This is a genomic window from Halomonas organivorans, from assembly GCF_014192055.1.
GTDB lineage: Bacteria > Pseudomonadota > Gammaproteobacteria > Pseudomonadales > Halomonadaceae > Halomonas > Halomonas organivorans.
On sequence record NZ_JACHXM010000023.1, the window covers coordinates 18,661 to 36,167 of the forward strand.

Here is a 17,507-nt window from a genome sequence, read left to right on the forward strand (position 1 = left end):
CGGGCTGCGGGCTACGGGCTACGGGCTATTGGCAGCGGCTGCGGGCTGCGGGCTGCGGGCTGCGGGCTGCGGGCTACGGGCTACGGGCTACGGGCTACGGGCTGCGGGCTGCGGGCTACGGGCTACGGGCTACGGACTACGGACTACGGACTACGGACTATTGGCAGCGGCTGCGGGCTACGGGCTAAGGGCTTCGAGCAATTACAAGCGTGGATCGGCCTCGGCTGCCGCCGGCCCGGTTCGGGTGGCGGCGCGGCATTCGCTGGGCGTGAGGCCGAACTCGCGCTTGAAGGCGGTGGCGAAGTTGGGCGCGCTGCTGTAGCCGGCCAGCTCGGCGGCGCTCTCGATGCCGACCGCATCGCGCGTCAGGGCATCGCGGGCCAGTGTCAGGTAATAGCGTCGCAGAAAGCGTCCCAGGGATTCGCCCCGCTGGGCACGGAAGCGCCGCTGCAGATTGCTCAGGCTCATGCCTAGTCGGCGGGCCAGCTCGGCCTGGGTGCTGCCCCCCGCCTGGCCGCTGTCGATGAGCTCCATCAGCAGTGTCAGGCGGCGATCGCCCGGGGCACCACGCGCTGTGAGCGATCGCTGGCGGGTAAGGGGGCCCGACGCTATTGAGGTAAGCGCCTCGCCCGCCAGTGAGAGAGCGACGCCGCTCAACTGCAGGTGATGAGCCGTATCGTCGCGTGCCAGGACGTCGGGCGTGAAGAGTCTCGAGGCCTGGGCGAGGAGGCCCTGTGTAGGGTTCCAGCGCACCAGGCGAGGGCTGTCAGCTTCCAGCAGCTCCTTGAGGCCATGGCGTGCCAGCCAGTGTGGCGACAGGCCAAGGGTCAGGGTGCGCTCGAAGCCTCCGGGCCGGCCCAGTCGGGCGAATTCGGTGGCTGTGGGCAGGGCAACCACTAGACCGGTGCTGTCGGCCTCGGGGCCCAGATGGACCTCATGGGGGCCGTAGCGCACCCGGGCTGTTCCCTTGATGACCAGGGCGATCTTGAGACCGGCCGGTAGCTCCGCCCGACTGGTGAGGCCGAAGCGGTCGCGAACGTCGGCCAGCCGCAGCCGCATGCCCGGCTGCAGCTCGGCGACGCTCATATGGCCGTCGAGCAAAGCAGTGCGTCGATCCCAGGCGGGCGCCTCCAGGCGCTGGCGATTGACCAGCGGCTTGGACAGTTCCCGCAGTTCTCGAGCGCCGATCCCGTGTTTGAACGCTGGTTGGCCCACGTCACTCTCCCGTCGATGTCGATCGGACGCCGATGCCGAGGTCATTCGCAGCATCGGCAAAGGCATCCGCCGTATTCGCAAAGGCGGCCGCTCCCCCGCGGCTGGCATAATGCGATGCCGCTTTCGTGATTGTAACGCATTCTCATTTGAATCGGCGCGCCGGCGGTGGATCGAAACGACAAGGGAACGCAGCATGACGATACGAGAAGGAGGCATCCGTCGCTCGACGACGGTGGTCGGTGGCGTGGTGGCCGTGTTGAGCTTCACCCAGAACGCCCTGGCGCAATCGATCGAAGAGGCCACGCGCCTCGAGACCATCACCGTCGAGGGCAACCGGCTCTATGAGATGCTGCCTTCCGAGACGACCGGCGGCTATGGCGTCGATGCCGCTACCGTGGGCACCAAGACTCCGGCCGCGCTGCGCGACATTCCCCAGTCGGTGAGCGTGGTGACGCGCGATGCCATCGAGGATCAGAACTTTTCCACCCTGGACGAACTGGGTCGGCGCACCCCGGGAATGCGCGTGCTGTCCAACGACAACGGTCGCTCCTCGATCTATGCCCGCGGCTACGAATACGACGAGTACAACATCGATGGCCTGCCGGCGCCGATGTCGAGCATCACCGGCTCGGTGCCCTCGCTGGCCGCCTTCGACCGGGTCGAGATCATGCGTGGCCCCTCGGGGCTGTTCAACAGCACCAGCGAGATGGGCGGCATCGTCAATCTGGTGCGCAAGCGACCCACACGCGAGTTTCAGGGACATGCTACCGGCAGTCTCGGCAGCGACGACCGGCGAGGCGCGCAGGTCGATATGTCGGGACCGATCGATGCCGACGGGCGCATCCGAGGCCGGCTGGTGGTCGACCACACCGAGCATGCCCGGTTCGTCGATCACAACGACAACGATCAGGACGACATCTACGCGGCACTGGACATCGACCTCGACGAGGCAACCACCCTGGGGCTCGGCTACCTGCACAACCGCAAGGACATCGTGGTCAATAACGGCCAGCCGGTGGGTAGCGAGGGAGAGCTGCTATACGGGTCGCGTTCGGACTTCTACGGCGCCGACTGGAACGACTTCGAGAGCCGTTCCAGCGACTGGGTCGCCGAGCTGACCCATCGCTTCGATGGTGGTGGCATCGGCCGATTCGCCGCACGCTACGTCGATCGCGAGGCAGACTATAACTACGCCTTCGGCGGCAGCGCCCTCGACGAAGACGAGACGCTGTCGGTGGCGGGGGCCGCCGGCGAGGTCGACCAGCAGGCGCTATCGCTGGATGCCAGCTACAGCCAGCCGTTCTCGGCGTTCGGCAACGTCAGCGAGTTCGTGGTCGGCGCCGATCACAAGCGCTACGACACCGATACCCGGTCCGGTCGCTCGCGTGGCGTGGTGTCCGGCCGCGTGACCCGCGACGAGCTCCACGACCTGGCCTTCGTCGACGTACTCGGCAACGCTCGTGCCAGCGGGAGGGGATACGGCGATACCGAGACCACCCTCGAGGAGACCGGGCTCTACGGCAAGTTGACGCTACGTCCCGTGGCGTCGCTGGCGCTGATCGCCGGGGGACGACTGAGCCACTACGATGTCGAGCTGACGGATCGGGTGGCCGACGACCGGCAGCGCCGCAGCGACGATGAGTTCACGCCCTATGCCGGCCTGGTCGTCGACCTCGACGCCAACCACTCCCTCTATGCCAGCTATTCGCAGGTGTTCAAGCCGCAGACATCCTACGACGCCGACGGAGACCTGCTCGAGCCGCGTGAAGGCGAGCAGTATGAAGCCGGGATCAAGGGCAGTTACTTGGGCGGCGCCTTGAACGCCCGGGCCAGTGCCTTCCGGCTGTATGACGAGAATCGGGCGGCCACGCCGGACGATCCCGGCGCCGACTATTCCGTCGGGGTGGGCAAGATGCGCATCCAGGGTGCCGAGTTCGAGGTCACCGGCAGCCTGACCGACCAATGGGACCTGATCGCCGGCTACACCTATCTCGACACCGAGATCGAGCGGGCTTCCACGACCCGTGACGACGGCGTCTTCCTGTTGATGCCGAACAATATCGTCAACCTGTGGACCCAATACGCCTTCGCGGACGGGGCGCTGGACGGCCTGAGCATCGGCGGCGGGGTGATGGCAATGAGCGACTTCGCCTCGAGCAGCGGCGTCGAGGCGCCCGGCTATGCGGTGGTCGATGCCATGATCGGCTACGACTTCAGCGCCAATCTGAGTGGCCAGATCAACGTCAACAACGTGCTGGATCGCGACTATTACAACCGCGTCGGTGGAGTGAACACCTTCAACATGGCCGGTGCCCCGGCCAGCGCCGTCGCCTCGCTGCGCTATGATTTCTGATCCGAGTCTCACGTTGACGAACCAGTGGCGCCACGGCATGTCGTGGCGCCCGCCCTTCCTGCGAGCAGTGCTTGTGCGAGGGCTGCTGTCGCTCTGTTGCCTGGTACCGGTCATGGCCCAATGCGCGACGCCCCATGGCGTTACTCTGCCCGATACACGCACGTTCACCCTGAGCTCGGCCGAGAGCGGTGGCGATTACCTGATCCAGGTGGCCCTGCCCGAAGCGCCGCCGCCGGCAGAGGGCTATCCGGTGCTTTACCTGCTCGACGGCAATGCGCGCCTGCCGCTGGCTCAGGCTGCACGCGATACCCTGACCCGAGGTAGCCCCGATGAGGACGGCAGCTCGCTGCTGATCGTGGCCATTGGCTATCCCGGAGTGGAACGCTTTGCCCTCGAGCGACGCGCCCTCGACTACACGCCGACGGTGGCGGGGAGTGACGATGTCGATGGCAACTACGGTGGGGCGGAAGCCTTTCTGGACTTCATCGAGGCACGGCTCAAGCCGGAGATCGCCGCTCGCTTCTCGGTCGATACCCACCGAGAAGCGCTGTTTGGCCACTCCTTCGGTGGGCTGTTTGCATTGCATGCCCTCATGACACGGCCGGCGAGCTTCGAGCGCTTCATCGCGATCAGCCCGTCGTTGTGGTGGTACGGGCAACATCCCCTCGAGGCCCTGGTCGACCTCGAGACGACGCAGGCGGTGGAGGGCGCGGCTCCACGGGTGCTGATCGGCGTCGGCGGGGACGAACAGACGCCGCGCGAGGTCGATTGCGGCACGCCGCGCGCCGAACGGCTGCGCGAGCGGGCCATGGTCGACAACGCCCGGGACTTCGCCGACTGGCTCGCCGAGCGCCACGACGGCTGGCGAGTGCGCTTCATGAACTTCCCCGGCGAGGATCACGGCAGCGTGATGTGGCCGGCGACCCGGGCGGCGCTGGCGTTCCTCGAGGAACCGTGAGCTGCAGCTCGAAGCGGGACTTCAGCTTGAAGCGGGAAGAGCGCGGCTGGCGCCGCTGGAAGCTGGAAGAAAACACCTGCTGCCACCAGGTTTGGGTTCAGCATTGCTTCCAGCTTCCAGCTTCCAGCTTCCAGCTTCCAGCTTCCAGCTTCCAGCTTCCAGCTTCCAGCTTCCAGCTTCCAGCTTCCAGCTTTCAGCTTTCGGCTTCAGAGCGGCGTCTTGCTGGCCTCGCCCGGCACCTCGCGCACCAGGGTCGGCATCAGGAAGCCAGGCAGTCGCGTGCGCAGCGTGGCGACCAGCGTGCGGGCCGCGTCGTCGGCCACGTCGAAGTGGGCGGCACCGCTCACCGGGTCGAGCACGTGCAGGTAATAGGGCAGGATGCCGGCCTCGAACAGCCGCTCGGAGAGCGCGGCCAGCGACTCGACGTCATCGTTGACGCCGCGCAGCAGCACGCTCTGGTTGAGCAGCGTCACGCCCGCCGCCTGCAGCCGCCGACAGGCCTCGATCACGGTCGCGTCGATCTCCTGGGCGTGGTTGATGTGCAGCACCATGACCTTCTGCAGCCGCGTGCCGCCCAGCCAGTCGAGCAGGGCGCCATCGATGCGGTCGGGGATCACTACCGGCAGCCGGGTGTGGATCCGCAGTCGCTTGAGGTGGGGAATTGCGGCCAGGCGCTCGACCAGCCAGGCAAGCTGGCGGTCGCTGGCCGCCAGCGGATCGCCGCCGGAGAGAATCGCTTCAACGATGGAAGCGTCATCGCGCAGGTAGGTCAGCGTCTCCTCCCACTGTGCCCGCGAGGGCGCGTTCTCCTCATAGGGGAAGTGGCGACGGAAGCAGTAGCGGCAGTTCACCGCGCAGGCGGGGCTCGCGATCAACAGCACCCGGCCGGCGTACTTGTGGATCAGCCCGCGGCGGGGCGTGTGGTCGGCTTCCTCGAGGGGGTCGGCCACGTAGCCGGGCGTGGCCTCGGCCTCCTCACCGAGCGGCAGCACCTGGCGCAGCAGCGGGTCGTGTGGGTCGCCGGCGCGGATGCGGGCCAGGTAGGACTCGGGTACGCGCACCTCGAACAGCGCATGGCCGGCCTCGGCGCCGGGCACCCATTCGGGATCTAGGCCCAGGCGGCGGCAGAGTTCGTGCGGGTCGCGGATAGCGCCGGCCAACTGGGCCTGCCAGGCGCCGGGAGCGGGCTCGGCGGGGTGGCACTGCAAAGGAATCGGGCTTCGGGTTATCATGCGGGGCACACTTCGAGGCGAGCGAGGGATAGCCCCTCGGCCACTGTCATTTGCTTGCTCGCGCCCGCGGCATCGGCCGCCGGCGCGCTGGAATATGGAACGATCATCATGGCGAACTATTCTACCAACGAATTCAAGGGCGGTCTGAAGGTCATGCTGGATGGTGACCCCTGCGCCATCCTCGAGAACGACTACGTCAAGCCGGGCAAGGGCCAGGCCTTCAACCGCGTCAAGCTGCGCAACCTGATGACCGGCCGCGTCTGGGAGCGCACCTTCAAGTCCGGCGAGTCCCTGGAAGGCGCCGATGTTCTCGAGCTGGACATGGAGTACCTCTACACCGACGGCGACATGTGGCACTTCATGAAGACCGACGGCTCCTTCGAGCAGTACGCCGTGGAGAAGAAAGCCCTGGGCGATACCGACAAGTGGCTCAAGGAGCAGGTCGTCTACACCGTGACCCTGTGGAACGACAACGCCATCGCCGTTAACCCGCCGAACTTCATCGAACTGGAAGTGACCGAGACCGACCCCGGCCTCAAGGGCGACACCGCCCAGGGCGGCTCCAAGCCGGCGACCCTGTCCTCAGGTGCCGTGGTGCGCGTGCCGCTGTTCATCAATCAGGGTGAAGTGTTGAAGGTCGATACGCGTACGGGTGAGTACGTCTCCCGCGCCTGAGCCGGGCTTTGCCCGGAGGTTGAAGCTGGAAGAGCGGCGCTTCGCGCCTGGAAGTTGGAAGACAACCCGACCCGGCTTCGCCGGGAGCTTGAAGCGGGAGGAAAAACCCTGACGCCAGGGTTGGGTGGCAAGCTGTTTTCCAGCTTCCAGCTTCCAGCTTCCAGCTTCCAGCTTCCAGCTTCCATCTCCGATGGCCACACTCTCTCGGGTGTGGCCTTTGTTGTCTCAGGAGATGTATCGATGACGGTTGATTGGCGGCCTACGGCCGAGATAGCGACGCTGCGCGAGCGGGCGCGGCTGCTGGCCGAGGTGCGGGCCTTCTTCGCCGAACGTGGGGTGTGGGAGGTGGAGACGCCGGTGCTCGGTCACGGCGGCAGCACCGACGTGCACCTGGCGTCGCTGTCATGCGAGGCCGTGACGCCTTCGGGCCGCGAGCGGCTGTGGCTGCAGACCTCGCCGGAATTCCACATGAAGCGACTGCTGGCCGCAGGCGCGGGGCCGATCTTTCAGATCGCCCGCAGCTTTCGCGACGGCGAGGTGGGTGGCCGTCACAACCTCGAGTTCAGCATGCTGGAGTGGTATCGCCCGGGGCTCGAGCTGGACGGCCTGATGGCCGAGACCGAGGCGCTGATTCGCCGGGTGCTGCCGTCCGACCCCGGGCCGCTGCGCCGACGCCGCTATCGCGAGCTGTTCCGCGAGCATCTCGCACTCGACCCCTTTCGTGAGCCGCTAGGTGCGCTGCGCCGCCTGGCCGCCGAGACCGGTGGGCTCGGCATGGCCGAGGCCACCCGCGACGACTGCCTCGACCTGCTGATCAGCCTTTCCATCGAGCCGCATCTGGGCCGGGACGGCATCGACGTGGTGGTGGACTATCCCGCCAGCCAGGCGGCGCTGGCCCGCCGCCATCGCGACCCGGAGGACGGCGAGTGGGTCGCCTCGCGCTTCGAGGTCTACCGGGACGGTATCGAGCTCGCCAACGGCTACGACGAGCTCACCGACGCCGAGGAACAGCGCACTCGCTTCGAGGAGGACAATGCCGCCCGCCGCGCGGCTGGCCTTCCCGAGGTGGATGTGGACGAGCGTCTGCTGGCTGCGCTCGAGGCCGGCATGCCGGCAGGCAGCGGCGTGGCCCTGGGCCTCGACCGCCTGATTCAACTGGCATTGGCAAAGGCTGGCGTGGCCGAGGTGATGGCTTTCGCCACGCCAAGGGCCTGAGAGGAGCGGGCAACTTTTTGCCCGCTGGGCAACTTTTTGCTCGATCTGGGCAAGATCTTGCCTAAACAAACTTAATCATTATAGTGAGTATTTTTACAAATCATTGATTTATAAATAAAATGTGTTTATTGGCACAGCGCGTGCTCCTTTTAGGGTGTCCATCGGACATTATCATTCAACGTCAAGGAGCAGACCCATGCCCACGCCGTGTTATATCAGCATCGAAGGCCAGACCCAGGGCAACATCACCGCCGGAGCCTTCACCCCCGAGTCCGTCGGCAACATCTACGTCGAGGGCCACGAGGACGAGATGCTGGTGCAGGAGTTCAAGCACATCGTCACCGTGCCGACCGACCCGCAGTCCGGCCAGCCCGCCGGCCAGCGCGCCCACAAGCCGTTCATCTTCACCGTGGCCCTGAACAAGGCCGTGCCGCTGATGTACAACGCCCTGGCCTCCGGTGAGATGCTGCCCAACGTCGAGCTGAAGTGGTATCGCACCTCCGTGGAGGGCAAGCAGGAGCACTTCTTCACCACCGCGCTGACCGACGCCACCATCGTCGACATCAACCTGCGCATGCCCCACGCCCAGGATTCCAACAGCGCTGAATTCACCCAGCTGATGGACGTGTCCCTGGCCTATCGCAAGATCGACTGGGAGCACACCGTCGCCGGCACCTCCGGTTCCGACGACTGGCGCGCCCCGATCGAGGCCTGATCGCCTCGCGCCTTGGCGGTGTCCCGCCCATGCTCGCGTTGGCGGGCACCGTCTTCGCCGCCAGGGCCGAGGCCCTGGCGGCGGTATATGTCAGCGTTGGCGACTTCCTGGTGAGTGAGCGCTGATGCATGCCGCCGCTGCCTTGCGCTGAAGACGCATTCGCGCAACCTGCTATCGCAATTATCGCGGTCCTGCACCCCAGGTGACGTCGTCCAATTGGAGCGGACATCCTGCAGGCCTGCCCAGGTACGCCGCCCTGGAATGAAACCGGCAGCCCCCTCCACGCGAAAAAAGTGATTCTCATTTGTCGTCTTGTGTCTTATTCGCTCGATGCGCAATGTGCGTGATCGCAGGCCCTTAATGTAAGAAAAGTCTTACATATATGGCATCGTTGTACGCCCAGATATCGCCTTGTGCGAAATTGACGACAGATGGTGGCTTTTTTTGAGGATATTTCCCGGAGAAGTTTCTTTGAAACTCTTTGTAACATCACCTGTCGCCATCTGGCGTCAGGCTGCGATGGTCTTTGGTTGGGTGTTAGCGTCACGCACTTTCACAGGCCGGTCGATGGTTCAAGCATTCCACTCGCCGCCGAATTCAGCTGGCTAACCACGTTCGTTTCATGCGATTTGCTTCGCTTGAATTCGGAGGTGGTTCGTCGTGCTCCATACGAGTTCGAGTCGTCATTCGCAGGGAGAGGTTCGCCATGTCCAAGGAAGGCTCCGTTGCGCCCAAAGAGCGCATCAACATCAAGTACGTTCCCGCTACCGGTGATCAACAGGCCGAGACCGAGCTGCCCCAGAAGCTGCTGGTGGTCGGCGACTTCAAGGGCGGGGGCGAGGAGACGCCCATCGAGGAGCGCGAGGCGGTCTCGGTGGACAAGAACAACTTCCAGTCCGTGATGCGCGAGGCTGGCCTGGGGCTGCAGGCAAGCGTGCCGAATCGCCTCGAGGAAGGCGCCGAGGCAGAGGGCCGCGAACTGGGCGTCGAGCTCGAGTTCAACTCCCTGCAGGACTTCGCACCGGACAGCGTGGCGCGCCAGGTGCCGGAGCTGCGCAAGCTGGTCGAGCTGCGTGAGGCGCTGGTGGCGCTCAAGGGCCCGCTCGGCAACGTGCCGGCGTTTCGCGAACGCCTGCAGGCCCTGATCGAGAACCCGGAAGCCCGGGACCAGCTGTTGAGCGAGCTCGAGCTGCTCGACGGCGAGTCTCCCGCCAGCGATTCCTGATTTCCACGCACGGAAGCGAGGCACGTACCATGACCGAATCTACCCAGACTCAGGCCCAGTCCGCCAAGAACACCGAGACCGAGGACGTTTCCCTGCTCGACCAGGTGATGGCCCAGACCCGCATGGCGCCGGCCGACGAAGGCTACGACGTGGCCAAGCAGGGCGTCGCCGCCTTCATCGGTGAGCTGCTCAAGAGCGACGACGGCCAGCAGCAGGTCAACAAGTCGGTCGTCGACCGCATGATCGTCGAACTCGATCGCAAGATCGGCCACCAGGTCGACGAGATCCTGCATGACCAGCAGTTCCAGCATCTGGAATCGGCCTGGCGTGGCCTCAAGCTGCTGGTCGACCGCACCGATTTCCGCGAGAACATCAAGCTCAACGTGCTGCACGCCACCAAGGAAGAGCTGCTCGATGACTTCGAGTTCGCCCCCGAGATCAGCCAGAGCGGGCTCTACCAGCACGTTTATGCGGCCGAGTATGGCCAGTTCGGCGGCGAGCCGGTGGCGGCGATGATCGGCCACTACGATTTCACCCCTTCGACGCCGGACATCAAGCTGCTGCAGTACACCGCCTCGGTGGGTGCCATGTCGCACGCCCCCTTCCTGTCCTCGGTGGCGCCGAGCTTCTTCGGCATCGACAGCTTCGAGGAGCTGCCCAACATCAAGGACTTCAAGGCGATCTTCGAGGGGCCAAAGTATGCCCGCTGGCGCAGCCTGCGCGAATCCGAGGATGCCCGCTACCTGGGGCTCACCGCGCCGCGTTTCCTGCTGCGCATGCCCTACGACCCGGTGGAGAACCCGGTCAAGTCCTTCCACTACGAGGAATCGGTCAGCGAGCGCCACGACCACTACCTGTGGGGCAACACCGCCTACCTGCTTGCCGAGCGCCTGAACGACAGCTTCGCCAAGTATCGCTGGTGCCCGAACATCATCGGCCCGCAGAGCGGCGGGGCGGTGGAGAACCTGCCGGTGCACACCTACGAGGCGCTGGGCCAGCTGCAGAGCAAGATTCCTACCGAGGTGCTGATCACCGACCGGCGGGAATTCGAGATGGCCGAGGAGGGCTTCATCTCGCTGACCATGCGCAAGGGCAGCGACAACGCCGCCTTCTTTTCCGCCAACTCGGTGCAGAAGCCCAAGTCCTTCCCCAACACTCCCGAAGGGCGCGAGGCCGAGACCAACTACAAGCTCGGCACCCAGCTGCCCTACATGTTCATCGTCAATCGCCTGGCCCACTACATCAAGGTGCTGCAGCGCGAACAGATCGGCTCCTGGAAGGAGCGCCAGGATCTCGAGCGCGAGCTCAACACCTGGATTCGCCAGTACGTCGCCGACCAGGAGAACCCGCCGGCCGACGTGCGCAGCCGTCGTCCGCTGCGCGCCGCCTCGGTGCAGGTCTCCGACGTCGAGGGCGACCCGGGCTGGTATCAGGTGTCGCTGGCGGTGCGTCCGCACTTCAAGTACATGGGCGCCAACTTCGAGCTGTCGCTGGTGGGACGCCTCGACAAGGACTGAGCCCATGACCGCCTTCAGGGATCGAAGCGGACCGCTCGGGGCTCGGCTGTTCGAACGCCTGTCGTCGCCGGCACGGCCCGTGCCGACCGACGATGAGGCGGTCGAGGCCACCCTGACCTCCATCAAGCGTCATCTGGTCGACCTGCTCAACAGCCACCCCGGGCACAGCGAATGTGCCCCGGCGCTGGGGCTCCTCGACTTCAACGACGCCACGCTCGGGGTGCTTGACCTCGAGCTCAAGGTCGAGCGTGCCATCCGCGAGTGCATCGAACGCTTCGAGCCGCGGGTGAGTCGCGTCGAGGTCGAGGCGATGCCCAACGAGGACACCCCGCTGCAGCTGCGCTTCCAGGTCCAGGCCACCCTGGACCTGGGGCGCGACTCGACCCAGACCACCATCGATCTGCTGCTCAACGACAAGCGCTACCAGTGCCTGAACTGAGGCCGACATGTTGAACCGCTACTACCGGGACGAACTGGACTTCCTGAAGCGCCAAGGCCGGGAATTTGCCGAGGGCAATCCCGGGCTCAGCCGCTTCCTGTCCGAGCAGAGCACCGACCCCGACGTCGAACGCCTGCTCGAGGGCTTCGCCTTCCTGTCCGGGCGGCTGCGCGAGAAGGTCGACGACGAGTTCCCCGAGCTGACCCACTCGCTGATCGGCATGCTGTGGCCCAACTACCTGCGCCCGGTGCCCAGCATGACGGTGGTGCAGTTCACCCCGCACTGGCACGGCCTGAGCGGGAGCCAGGCGGTGCCGCGCGGCACCACCCTGGCCAGCCGCGAGGTGGAGGGCACGGCCTGCGAGTTTCGTACCTGCCATGAGCTGGCGCTCTACCCGCTGGCCCACGACGGGGTCTCGGCCCATCACTCCCGTGAGTCGTCGGTGGTGGAACTGGACCTGGCGGTACACAGCGACCAGCCCCTGGACGCCCTGGGCGTGGGTGACCTGCGCCTGCACCTGGGCGGCAGCGGCTACACGGCCCGCACCCTCTACCTGTGGCTGAGCCACTACCTGGCCGGGCTCGAGCTGGAGGTCGACGGCCAGCGCCTGGCGCTGCCCACCCGGCTGCTGGCGCCGGTGGGGTTCGCCGCCGAGGACGCCCTGCTGCCGTACCCGCGCAACGTCTACCAGGGCTACCGCATCCTGCAGGAATACCTGTGCTTCCCCGAGGCCTTCCAGTTCTTCGACCTGCAGCGGCTCGGCGACTTCCTGCCGTCGCGGCTGGCCGAGCGGGTGACGCTGCGCTTCACGTTCTCGCGTACCCTGCCGGCGGATGCCCGGATCGGCGACGAGAGCCTGGCGCTGTACTGCACCCCGGCGATCAACCTCTTCGCCCACGATGCCGACCCGGTGGACCTCAGCGGCGAGCGCAGCGAGTACCGCATTCGCCCCAGCAGCCGCTTTCCGGCCCACTTTGAGGTGTTCAGCGTCGATGGCGTGGAGGGTTGGCTGGAGAGCGAGAGCGGGCGCATCCGCGGCGAGCCGCGCCGCTACGTGCCCTTCGAGAGCTTCGAGCACCAGATCGAGCGTGACCGCGGCCGCGAGGCTCGCTACTACCGGGTACGGGTTCGCGACAGCCTGCGCGGCGACGGTTTCGACCATGACATCGGCTTCGTGCGCGGCGACGAACAGGCCTGCCTGGGGCTGCGCGAGACCATCTCGCTGCGCCTGACCTGCAGCAATCGCGAGCTGCCCGAGCGGCTGACCGTGGGTGACATCTGCGTGCCCACCCAGGACAGCCCGGCCTTCGCCGAGTTTCGCAACATCACCCGGCCGACGCCGGCCATGCGGCCGACCCTGGACGGCAGCCTGCTGTGGACGCTGATCTCCAACCTGTCGCTGAACTACCTGTCGCTGCTCGACCGCGACGCCCTGTGTTCGGTGCTGCGGGTCTACGACTTCCGCGCGCTGGTCGACCGCCAGGCCGAGCGCATCGCCCAGAAGCGCCTGGCCGGCATCGTCGATATCCAGACCCAGCCGGTGGACCGGCTGCATCGTGGCCTGCCGGTACGCGGGCTGCGCTCCGCGATGACCCTGGACCAGGAAGCGTTCGGCGACGAGGGCAGCCTGTTCCTGTTCGCCAGCGTGCTGTCCCGGTTCTTCTCGCTGTACGCCAGCATCAACTCCTTCCACGAGTTGCACGTCACCAACCTCCATAACCGCGAGCGCTACGCATGGACCTTGCAGCCGGGCCAGCAGCCCCTGATGTAGCGCTCGCCCCCCTGGTCGACAGGGCTCGACGCTACGACTTCTACCAGCTGGTGGAGCTGCTTCACCGGCACCATGGCGATGACCTCGAAGGCGATCGCGAGGCCGATCCGACCGCCGAGCGCGTGCGCTTCGAGGCTTCGGCCTCGCTGGGCTTTCCGGGCAGCGACATCCTGGCCCTGGCGCCCCGCGATGACGGGCGCTATGCGATGCGCGTCAGCTTCCTGGGGCTGCAGGGCGCCCAGTCGCCGCTGCCGGGCTATTACCTGGAGGCCATGGCCCACGCCGAGGCCCATCGCGAAGGGGCGGCCGGCGACTTCCTGAACCTCTTCAACCATCGGGTGCTGTCGCTGCTGCATCGCGGCTGGCGCAAGTACCGCCATCACGTGCGCTACCAGGACGGGGCCGAGGACGGCTTCTCGTCCGCGATCTTCGCCCTGGTGGGCCTGGCCGACGAGCGCCTGCGCGGCGAGACGCCGATCAACTGGAGCAAGATGCTGGCCTACGCCGGCCTGCTGGCCGGTCGCTCGCGCTCGCCGGACGTGGTGGCGGGCATCGTCGGCCACTGCTTCGACCTCGACGGGGTCGAGATCGAGTCCTGGGTGCATCGGCGGGTCGAGATCCCGCCGGACCAGCGCACCCGTACCGGCCTGGGCGCCTCGACCCTGGGGCAGGACATGGTCGCCGGCAGCCGGGTCGACGACATCAGCGGCAAGTTCGCGCTCTGCCTGCGCGGCCTGGACCTGGCCCGCTTCCGCGACTTCCTGCCCGACGGCCGCGACCACCAGGCGCTGCGCACCCTGATGGAATTCGTGCTGCGCGAGCCCCTGGCCTACGACCTGGAGCTCGAGCTCCTGGAACGCGAAGTGAGACCCATGCGCCTGGGCGAAGGGGGCAGCTGCCAGCTGGGCTGGACCACCTTCGTCAAGCCCGAGGCCGACGCGGCGGCCCGGCGCCGCCGGGTACGCATTCAGATGACACGGTGAATCCATGAACGCGACGCTCTCCCAGCAGCAGGCCATCACCCTGGTGGTCACCAACAGCGAACGGCTCGAGGGCCGTTCCACCAGCAGCCACGTCTTTCCGGCGGCGGGCGGCACCCTGGGCAGCGCGGCGGTCGACGACTGGCTGCTGCAGGACCATGCCGGCCGGGTGCGCCCCGGTCACGCCGAACTCGAGCGCATCGACGGGCATTTCTGCCTGATCGATCGCAGCGGCCAGACCTTCGTCAACCACGCGACCCTGCCCGTCGGCCGCGGGCGCCGGGTGGCGCTGCGCGATGGCGACGAGCTGCGCGTGGGCGAGTATCGGCTGCGGGTGCATCTTGGCGACCTGCAGGCCGACGCCACCGGCGTGCAGCCGCTGGCCACCCTGGTCGACGAGGAACACGAGACGCTGGAAGCGACCGAGATCCTGCCGGCCGGCGCCCCGCGGGCCCAGCACGATCCGCTGGAGGCCCTGGGCGAGGCGTCGCCGGCCCAGCGCCACCAGGACCCCATGGCCGCGCTGAGCGACGAGACCATCGCCGGCGACGACGATCATCACCCACTGCTCGATGCCCTGGAAGGGCAGGGCGCGACCGCCGGTGAGCCGGCCGCGCCGAGGAACCGACGCTACGAGGACCCTGACATGGACGAACGCCTGTTGAACGATCTGGAACGCTCGGTCGGCGAGCAGCTCGAGGAGCGCTGGCAGGAGCCGGCGGCGGGGGAGGTCGGCCATATCGGCGCCTCGCCGCTGCTGCAGACCCTGGGCGGCGAGCTGCGCTTTCGCGACAGCGCCGAGCAGCACGCCTTCCTCGAGGAGGCCGGGCGCACGCTCAAGGCCGCCGTGGATGGCCTGCTGGCGCTGCACCAGGCCCACGACGGCAGTCGCTATCCGCTGCGCGACCGGCGCCTGCAGCCCATCGAGGACAACCCGCTGCGCCTCGGCCAGTCCTATGAGCAGACCCTGACCACCCTGTTTGCCGCCCAGCGCAGCCCGGTGCACCTCTCCGCGCCGGCGGCGGTGGCGGAGTGCCTCGAGCATCAGCAGCAGCACCAGGCCGCGGTGGAGGAAGCCATCGGCATGGCCCTCAAGTCGATCCTCGACGCCTTCTCGCCGGATGCCCTGCTCAAGCGCTTCCATGCCTACCGCGGCGCCGGTCGCCAGGGCGAGGACGAGGGCGGCTGGGCCTGGGAGATGTATCGCCACTATTACCAGGAGCTCAACTCCGGTCGTCAGCAGGGCTTCGAGAAGCTGTTCTGGGAGGTCTTCGAGCAGGCCTACGACCACTCGGTGCGCCGCCAGCAGCGGGAGGGCGCATGATCCCCCGGTGGGCCGGGGCCGCGTCGCTGGCGCGGTGCCTGGTGCTCGCTGGCCTGCTGGCGGGGCTGGCCGGTTGCGCCTCCACCTTCGAGGCCGCCGGCAAGACCTACCAGGTGATGAAGGACCCCTCGATCCCGGTGGGCTACCCCGAGGATCGCCCTTCGCGGGTCGACCTGAGCATGCTGGCCGCCTCCGATATCAACCCCAACGTCGAGGGCGAGGGCACGCCGCTGCGCTTCCAGATCCTCCAGCTCAAGGACGACTCGATGCTGATGTCGGCCGATCACCGCCAGCTGCAGAAGGACCTCGAGGAGGCGCTCGGCACCAACTACCTGGCCCATGACGACTTCACCCTGCTGCCCGGTCAGTTCAAGTTCTACGAGCCCTTCGAGGTCGAGGAAGACACCCGTTACATCGGCATCATCGCCTTCTACGCCGACCCCAACCAGGCGCAGTGGAAGAAGGTGGTGGAAGTCGACGCCCGCGGGCGCGACTACCACCTGCTGGTGCACCTGCTGGAGCGCGAGGCCGCGCTGAGGAAGGAGACCTGATGGCCAGTCGCAACCCCGTGGTCTGGAGCGAGGGGCTGTTCATCAAGCCCCAGCATTTCCAGCAGCAGCGGCGCAGCCTCGAGGGGCTGGTCGACACCCGCCTGCGCGGCGTCGGCGGCTACCTGCACGGCTTCTTGACCCTGACGCTCAACACCGAATACCTGAGCTTCGGGCGCATCGCCCTGAGCGAGGCCAGCGGCGTGCTGCCCGACGGCACCCCCTTCCGGCTGCCCGACGACGACCTGGAGCCGCCGGCGCTGGAGATCGACGACGCCTCGGTGGCCAACCAGGTGGTCTACCTGGGCGTGCCGCTGGCCACCGACGGCGTGGCCGAGGTGAACTGGGAGGCCACCTCGCTGCCCTCGCGCTACCGCGCCGAGTCGCGCGGCGTGCGCGACCTGCACTCGCGGGTCGGCGACCTGGCGGACCTGGACCTGGCGCGGGTGGCGCCGCGGCTGCTGCTCGAACAGGAGGATCGCAGCGCCTACGCCTGCCTGGCGGTGGCGCGCATCCTCGAGTGGCGTCCGGACGGCAGCCTGGTACTCGACGAGGACTTCCTGCCGACCCTGCTCAACGTCCAGGCCGCGCCGGTGCTGCAGCGCTTCGTCGGCGAGATGGCCGGGCTGATGCGCGAGCGGGCCCGCAACCTGGCCCAGCGCCTGGCCACGCCCAACCAGTCCGGGGTCGCCGACGTCACCGACTTCATGCTGCTGCAGTCGCTCAACCGCGCCCAGCCGCGCTTCCAGCACCTGGCGCGGCTCGGCCACCTGCATCCCGAGCGGCTGTATGCCGACATGCTGGAGATCTGCTGCGAGCTGACCACCTTCACCGCCGAGTCTCGGCTGCCGCCGGAATTTCCGGCCTATGACCACGACCGGCCGGAGGCCGCCTTTCGCCCGCTGATGCAGAGCCTGCGCCAGTCGCTGTCCACGGTGCTCGAGCCGCGCGCCATGGCCATCCAGCTGCAGACGCGCCGCTTCGGGCTCAAGGTCGCCACCCTGGCCGACCGCAGCCTGCTCGACGACGCCGACTTCATCCTGGCGGTGCGCGCGGACCTGCCGCCGGAGCGCCTGCGCAAGCTGTTCGTGCAGCAGACCAAGGTGGCCAGCGTCGAGCGCATCCGCGACCTCATCAGCCTGCAGCTCCCGGGCATCCCGCTCGAGCCGCTGCCGGTGGCGCCGCGCCAGCTGCCGTTCCATGCCGGCTACACCTACTTCCGCCTCGACCGCCAGAGCGAGGCCTGGAGCATGCTGAACGGGGCCAGCGGCTTTGCCTTCCACGTCGCCGGCGACTTCCCGGGGCTTGCCATGCAGTTCTGGGCGATCAGGAGCTAAGCC

The 17,507-nt window shown here is 67.1% G+C and carries 15 protein-coding genes; 13 read left to right on the top strand and 2 right to left on the bottom strand.

Annotated features, from left to right (window positions below; genetic code table 11):
• Positions 1 to 201: 201 nt before the first annotated feature.
• A complete protein-coding gene (locus FHR96_RS22695; RefSeq protein WP_183388928.1) occupies positions 202 to 1,215 on the bottom strand; it encodes a helix-turn-helix domain-containing protein in 1,014 nt (337 codons plus the stop codon).
• Positions 1,216 to 1,408: 193 nt separating this feature from the next.
• Between FHR96_RS22695 and FHR96_RS17045 the strand changes: the two genes are divergently transcribed.
• Both FHR96_RS17045 and FHR96_RS17050 read left to right on the top strand, forming a co-directional pair.
• Positions 1,409 to 3,568 carry a TonB-dependent siderophore receptor gene (locus FHR96_RS17045; protein ID WP_183388929.1) on the top strand — a complete coding sequence of 720 codons (2,160 nt, stop codon included), beginning with the start codon at positions 1,409 to 1,411 and terminating at the stop codon, positions 3,566 to 3,568.
• A 112-nt stretch (positions 3,569 to 3,680) separates the two neighbouring features.
• Positions 3,681 to 4,526 carry an alpha/beta hydrolase gene (locus tag FHR96_RS17050; RefSeq protein ID WP_183388930.1) on the top strand — a complete coding sequence of 282 codons (846 nt, stop codon included), beginning with the start codon at positions 3,681 to 3,683 and terminating at the stop codon, positions 4,524 to 4,526.
• Between the two features lie 206 nt (positions 4,527 to 4,732).
• Here the strand turns inward: FHR96_RS17050 and epmB are convergent, their stop codons facing one another.
• A complete protein-coding gene (gene epmB, locus FHR96_RS17055; protein ID WP_183388931.1) occupies positions 4,733 to 5,758 on the bottom strand; it encodes an EF-P beta-lysylation protein EpmB in 1,026 nt (341 codons plus the stop codon).
• A gap of 108 nt (positions 5,759 to 5,866) precedes the next feature.
• Here epmB and efp point away from each other — a divergent pair, with 108 nt between their 5' ends.
• The 11 genes from efp (at position 5,867) to tssK (ending at position 17,504) form a co-directional block, all read left to right on the top strand.
• The gene (gene efp / locus FHR96_RS17060) at positions 5,867 to 6,433 is read left to right on the top strand and encodes an elongation factor P (RefSeq protein ID WP_183388932.1); all 567 of its coding nucleotides are present in this window, start codon (positions 5,867 to 5,869) and stop codon (positions 6,431 to 6,433) included.
• Between the two features lie 240 nt (positions 6,434 to 6,673).
• A complete protein-coding gene (epmA, locus tag FHR96_RS17065) occupies positions 6,674 to 7,648 on the top strand; it encodes an EF-P lysine aminoacylase EpmA (RefSeq protein ID WP_183388933.1) in 975 nt (324 codons plus the stop codon).
• Between the two features lie 196 nt (positions 7,649 to 7,844).
• The gene (locus tag FHR96_RS17070; RefSeq protein WP_183388934.1) at positions 7,845 to 8,363 is read left to right on the top strand and encodes an Hcp family type VI secretion system effector; all 519 of its coding nucleotides are present in this window, start codon (positions 7,845 to 7,847) and stop codon (positions 8,361 to 8,363) included.
• Positions 8,364 to 9,069: 706 nt separating this feature from the next.
• A complete protein-coding gene (tssB, locus tag FHR96_RS17075) occupies positions 9,070 to 9,588 on the top strand; it encodes a type VI secretion system contractile sheath small subunit (RefSeq protein ID WP_183388935.1) in 519 nt (172 codons plus the stop codon).
• 29 nt (positions 9,589 to 9,617) lie between these two features.
• Positions 9,618 to 11,105: a type VI secretion system contractile sheath large subunit gene (tssC, locus tag FHR96_RS17080; protein ID WP_183388936.1), complete on the top strand. Its 1,488-nt coding sequence runs from the start codon at positions 9,618 to 9,620 to the stop codon at positions 11,103 to 11,105.
• A 4-nt stretch (positions 11,106 to 11,109) separates the two neighbouring features.
• On the top strand, positions 11,110 to 11,544 hold the full coding sequence (gene tssE / locus FHR96_RS17085) for a type VI secretion system baseplate subunit TssE (protein ID WP_183388937.1): 435 nt from the start codon (positions 11,110 to 11,112) through the stop codon (positions 11,542 to 11,544).
• 7 nt (positions 11,545 to 11,551) lie between these two features.
• Positions 11,552 to 13,315, top strand: coding sequence for a type VI secretion system baseplate subunit TssF (gene tssF / locus FHR96_RS17090; RefSeq protein ID WP_183388938.1), 1,764 nt, complete (start codon positions 11,552 to 11,554; stop codon positions 13,313 to 13,315).
• Positions 13,279 to 14,298: a type VI secretion system baseplate subunit TssG gene (gene tssG / locus FHR96_RS17095; protein ID WP_183388939.1), complete on the top strand. Its 1,020-nt coding sequence runs from the start codon at positions 13,279 to 13,281 to the stop codon at positions 14,296 to 14,298. Before tssF ends, tssG begins: the two co-directional genes overlap by 37 nt.
• A 4-nt stretch (positions 14,299 to 14,302) precedes the next feature.
• Positions 14,303 to 15,619, top strand: a complete 1,317-nt coding sequence (tagH, locus tag FHR96_RS17100; protein WP_183388940.1) for a type VI secretion system-associated FHA domain protein TagH — start codon at positions 14,303 to 14,305, stop codon at positions 15,617 to 15,619.
• Positions 15,616 to 16,170 carry a type VI secretion system lipoprotein TssJ gene (gene tssJ / locus FHR96_RS17105; RefSeq protein WP_183388941.1) on the top strand — a complete coding sequence of 185 codons (555 nt, stop codon included), beginning with the start codon at positions 15,616 to 15,618 and terminating at the stop codon, positions 16,168 to 16,170. The genes tagH and tssJ overlap by 4 nt, the downstream gene beginning before the upstream one ends.
• Entirely contained in the window at positions 16,170 to 17,504 is a 1,335-nt protein-coding gene (tssK, locus tag FHR96_RS17110; protein ID WP_183388942.1) for a type VI secretion system baseplate subunit TssK, read from the top strand. The genes tssJ and tssK overlap by 1 nt, the downstream gene beginning before the upstream one ends.
• The last annotated feature ends 3 nt before the right edge of the window (positions 17,505 to 17,507 follow it).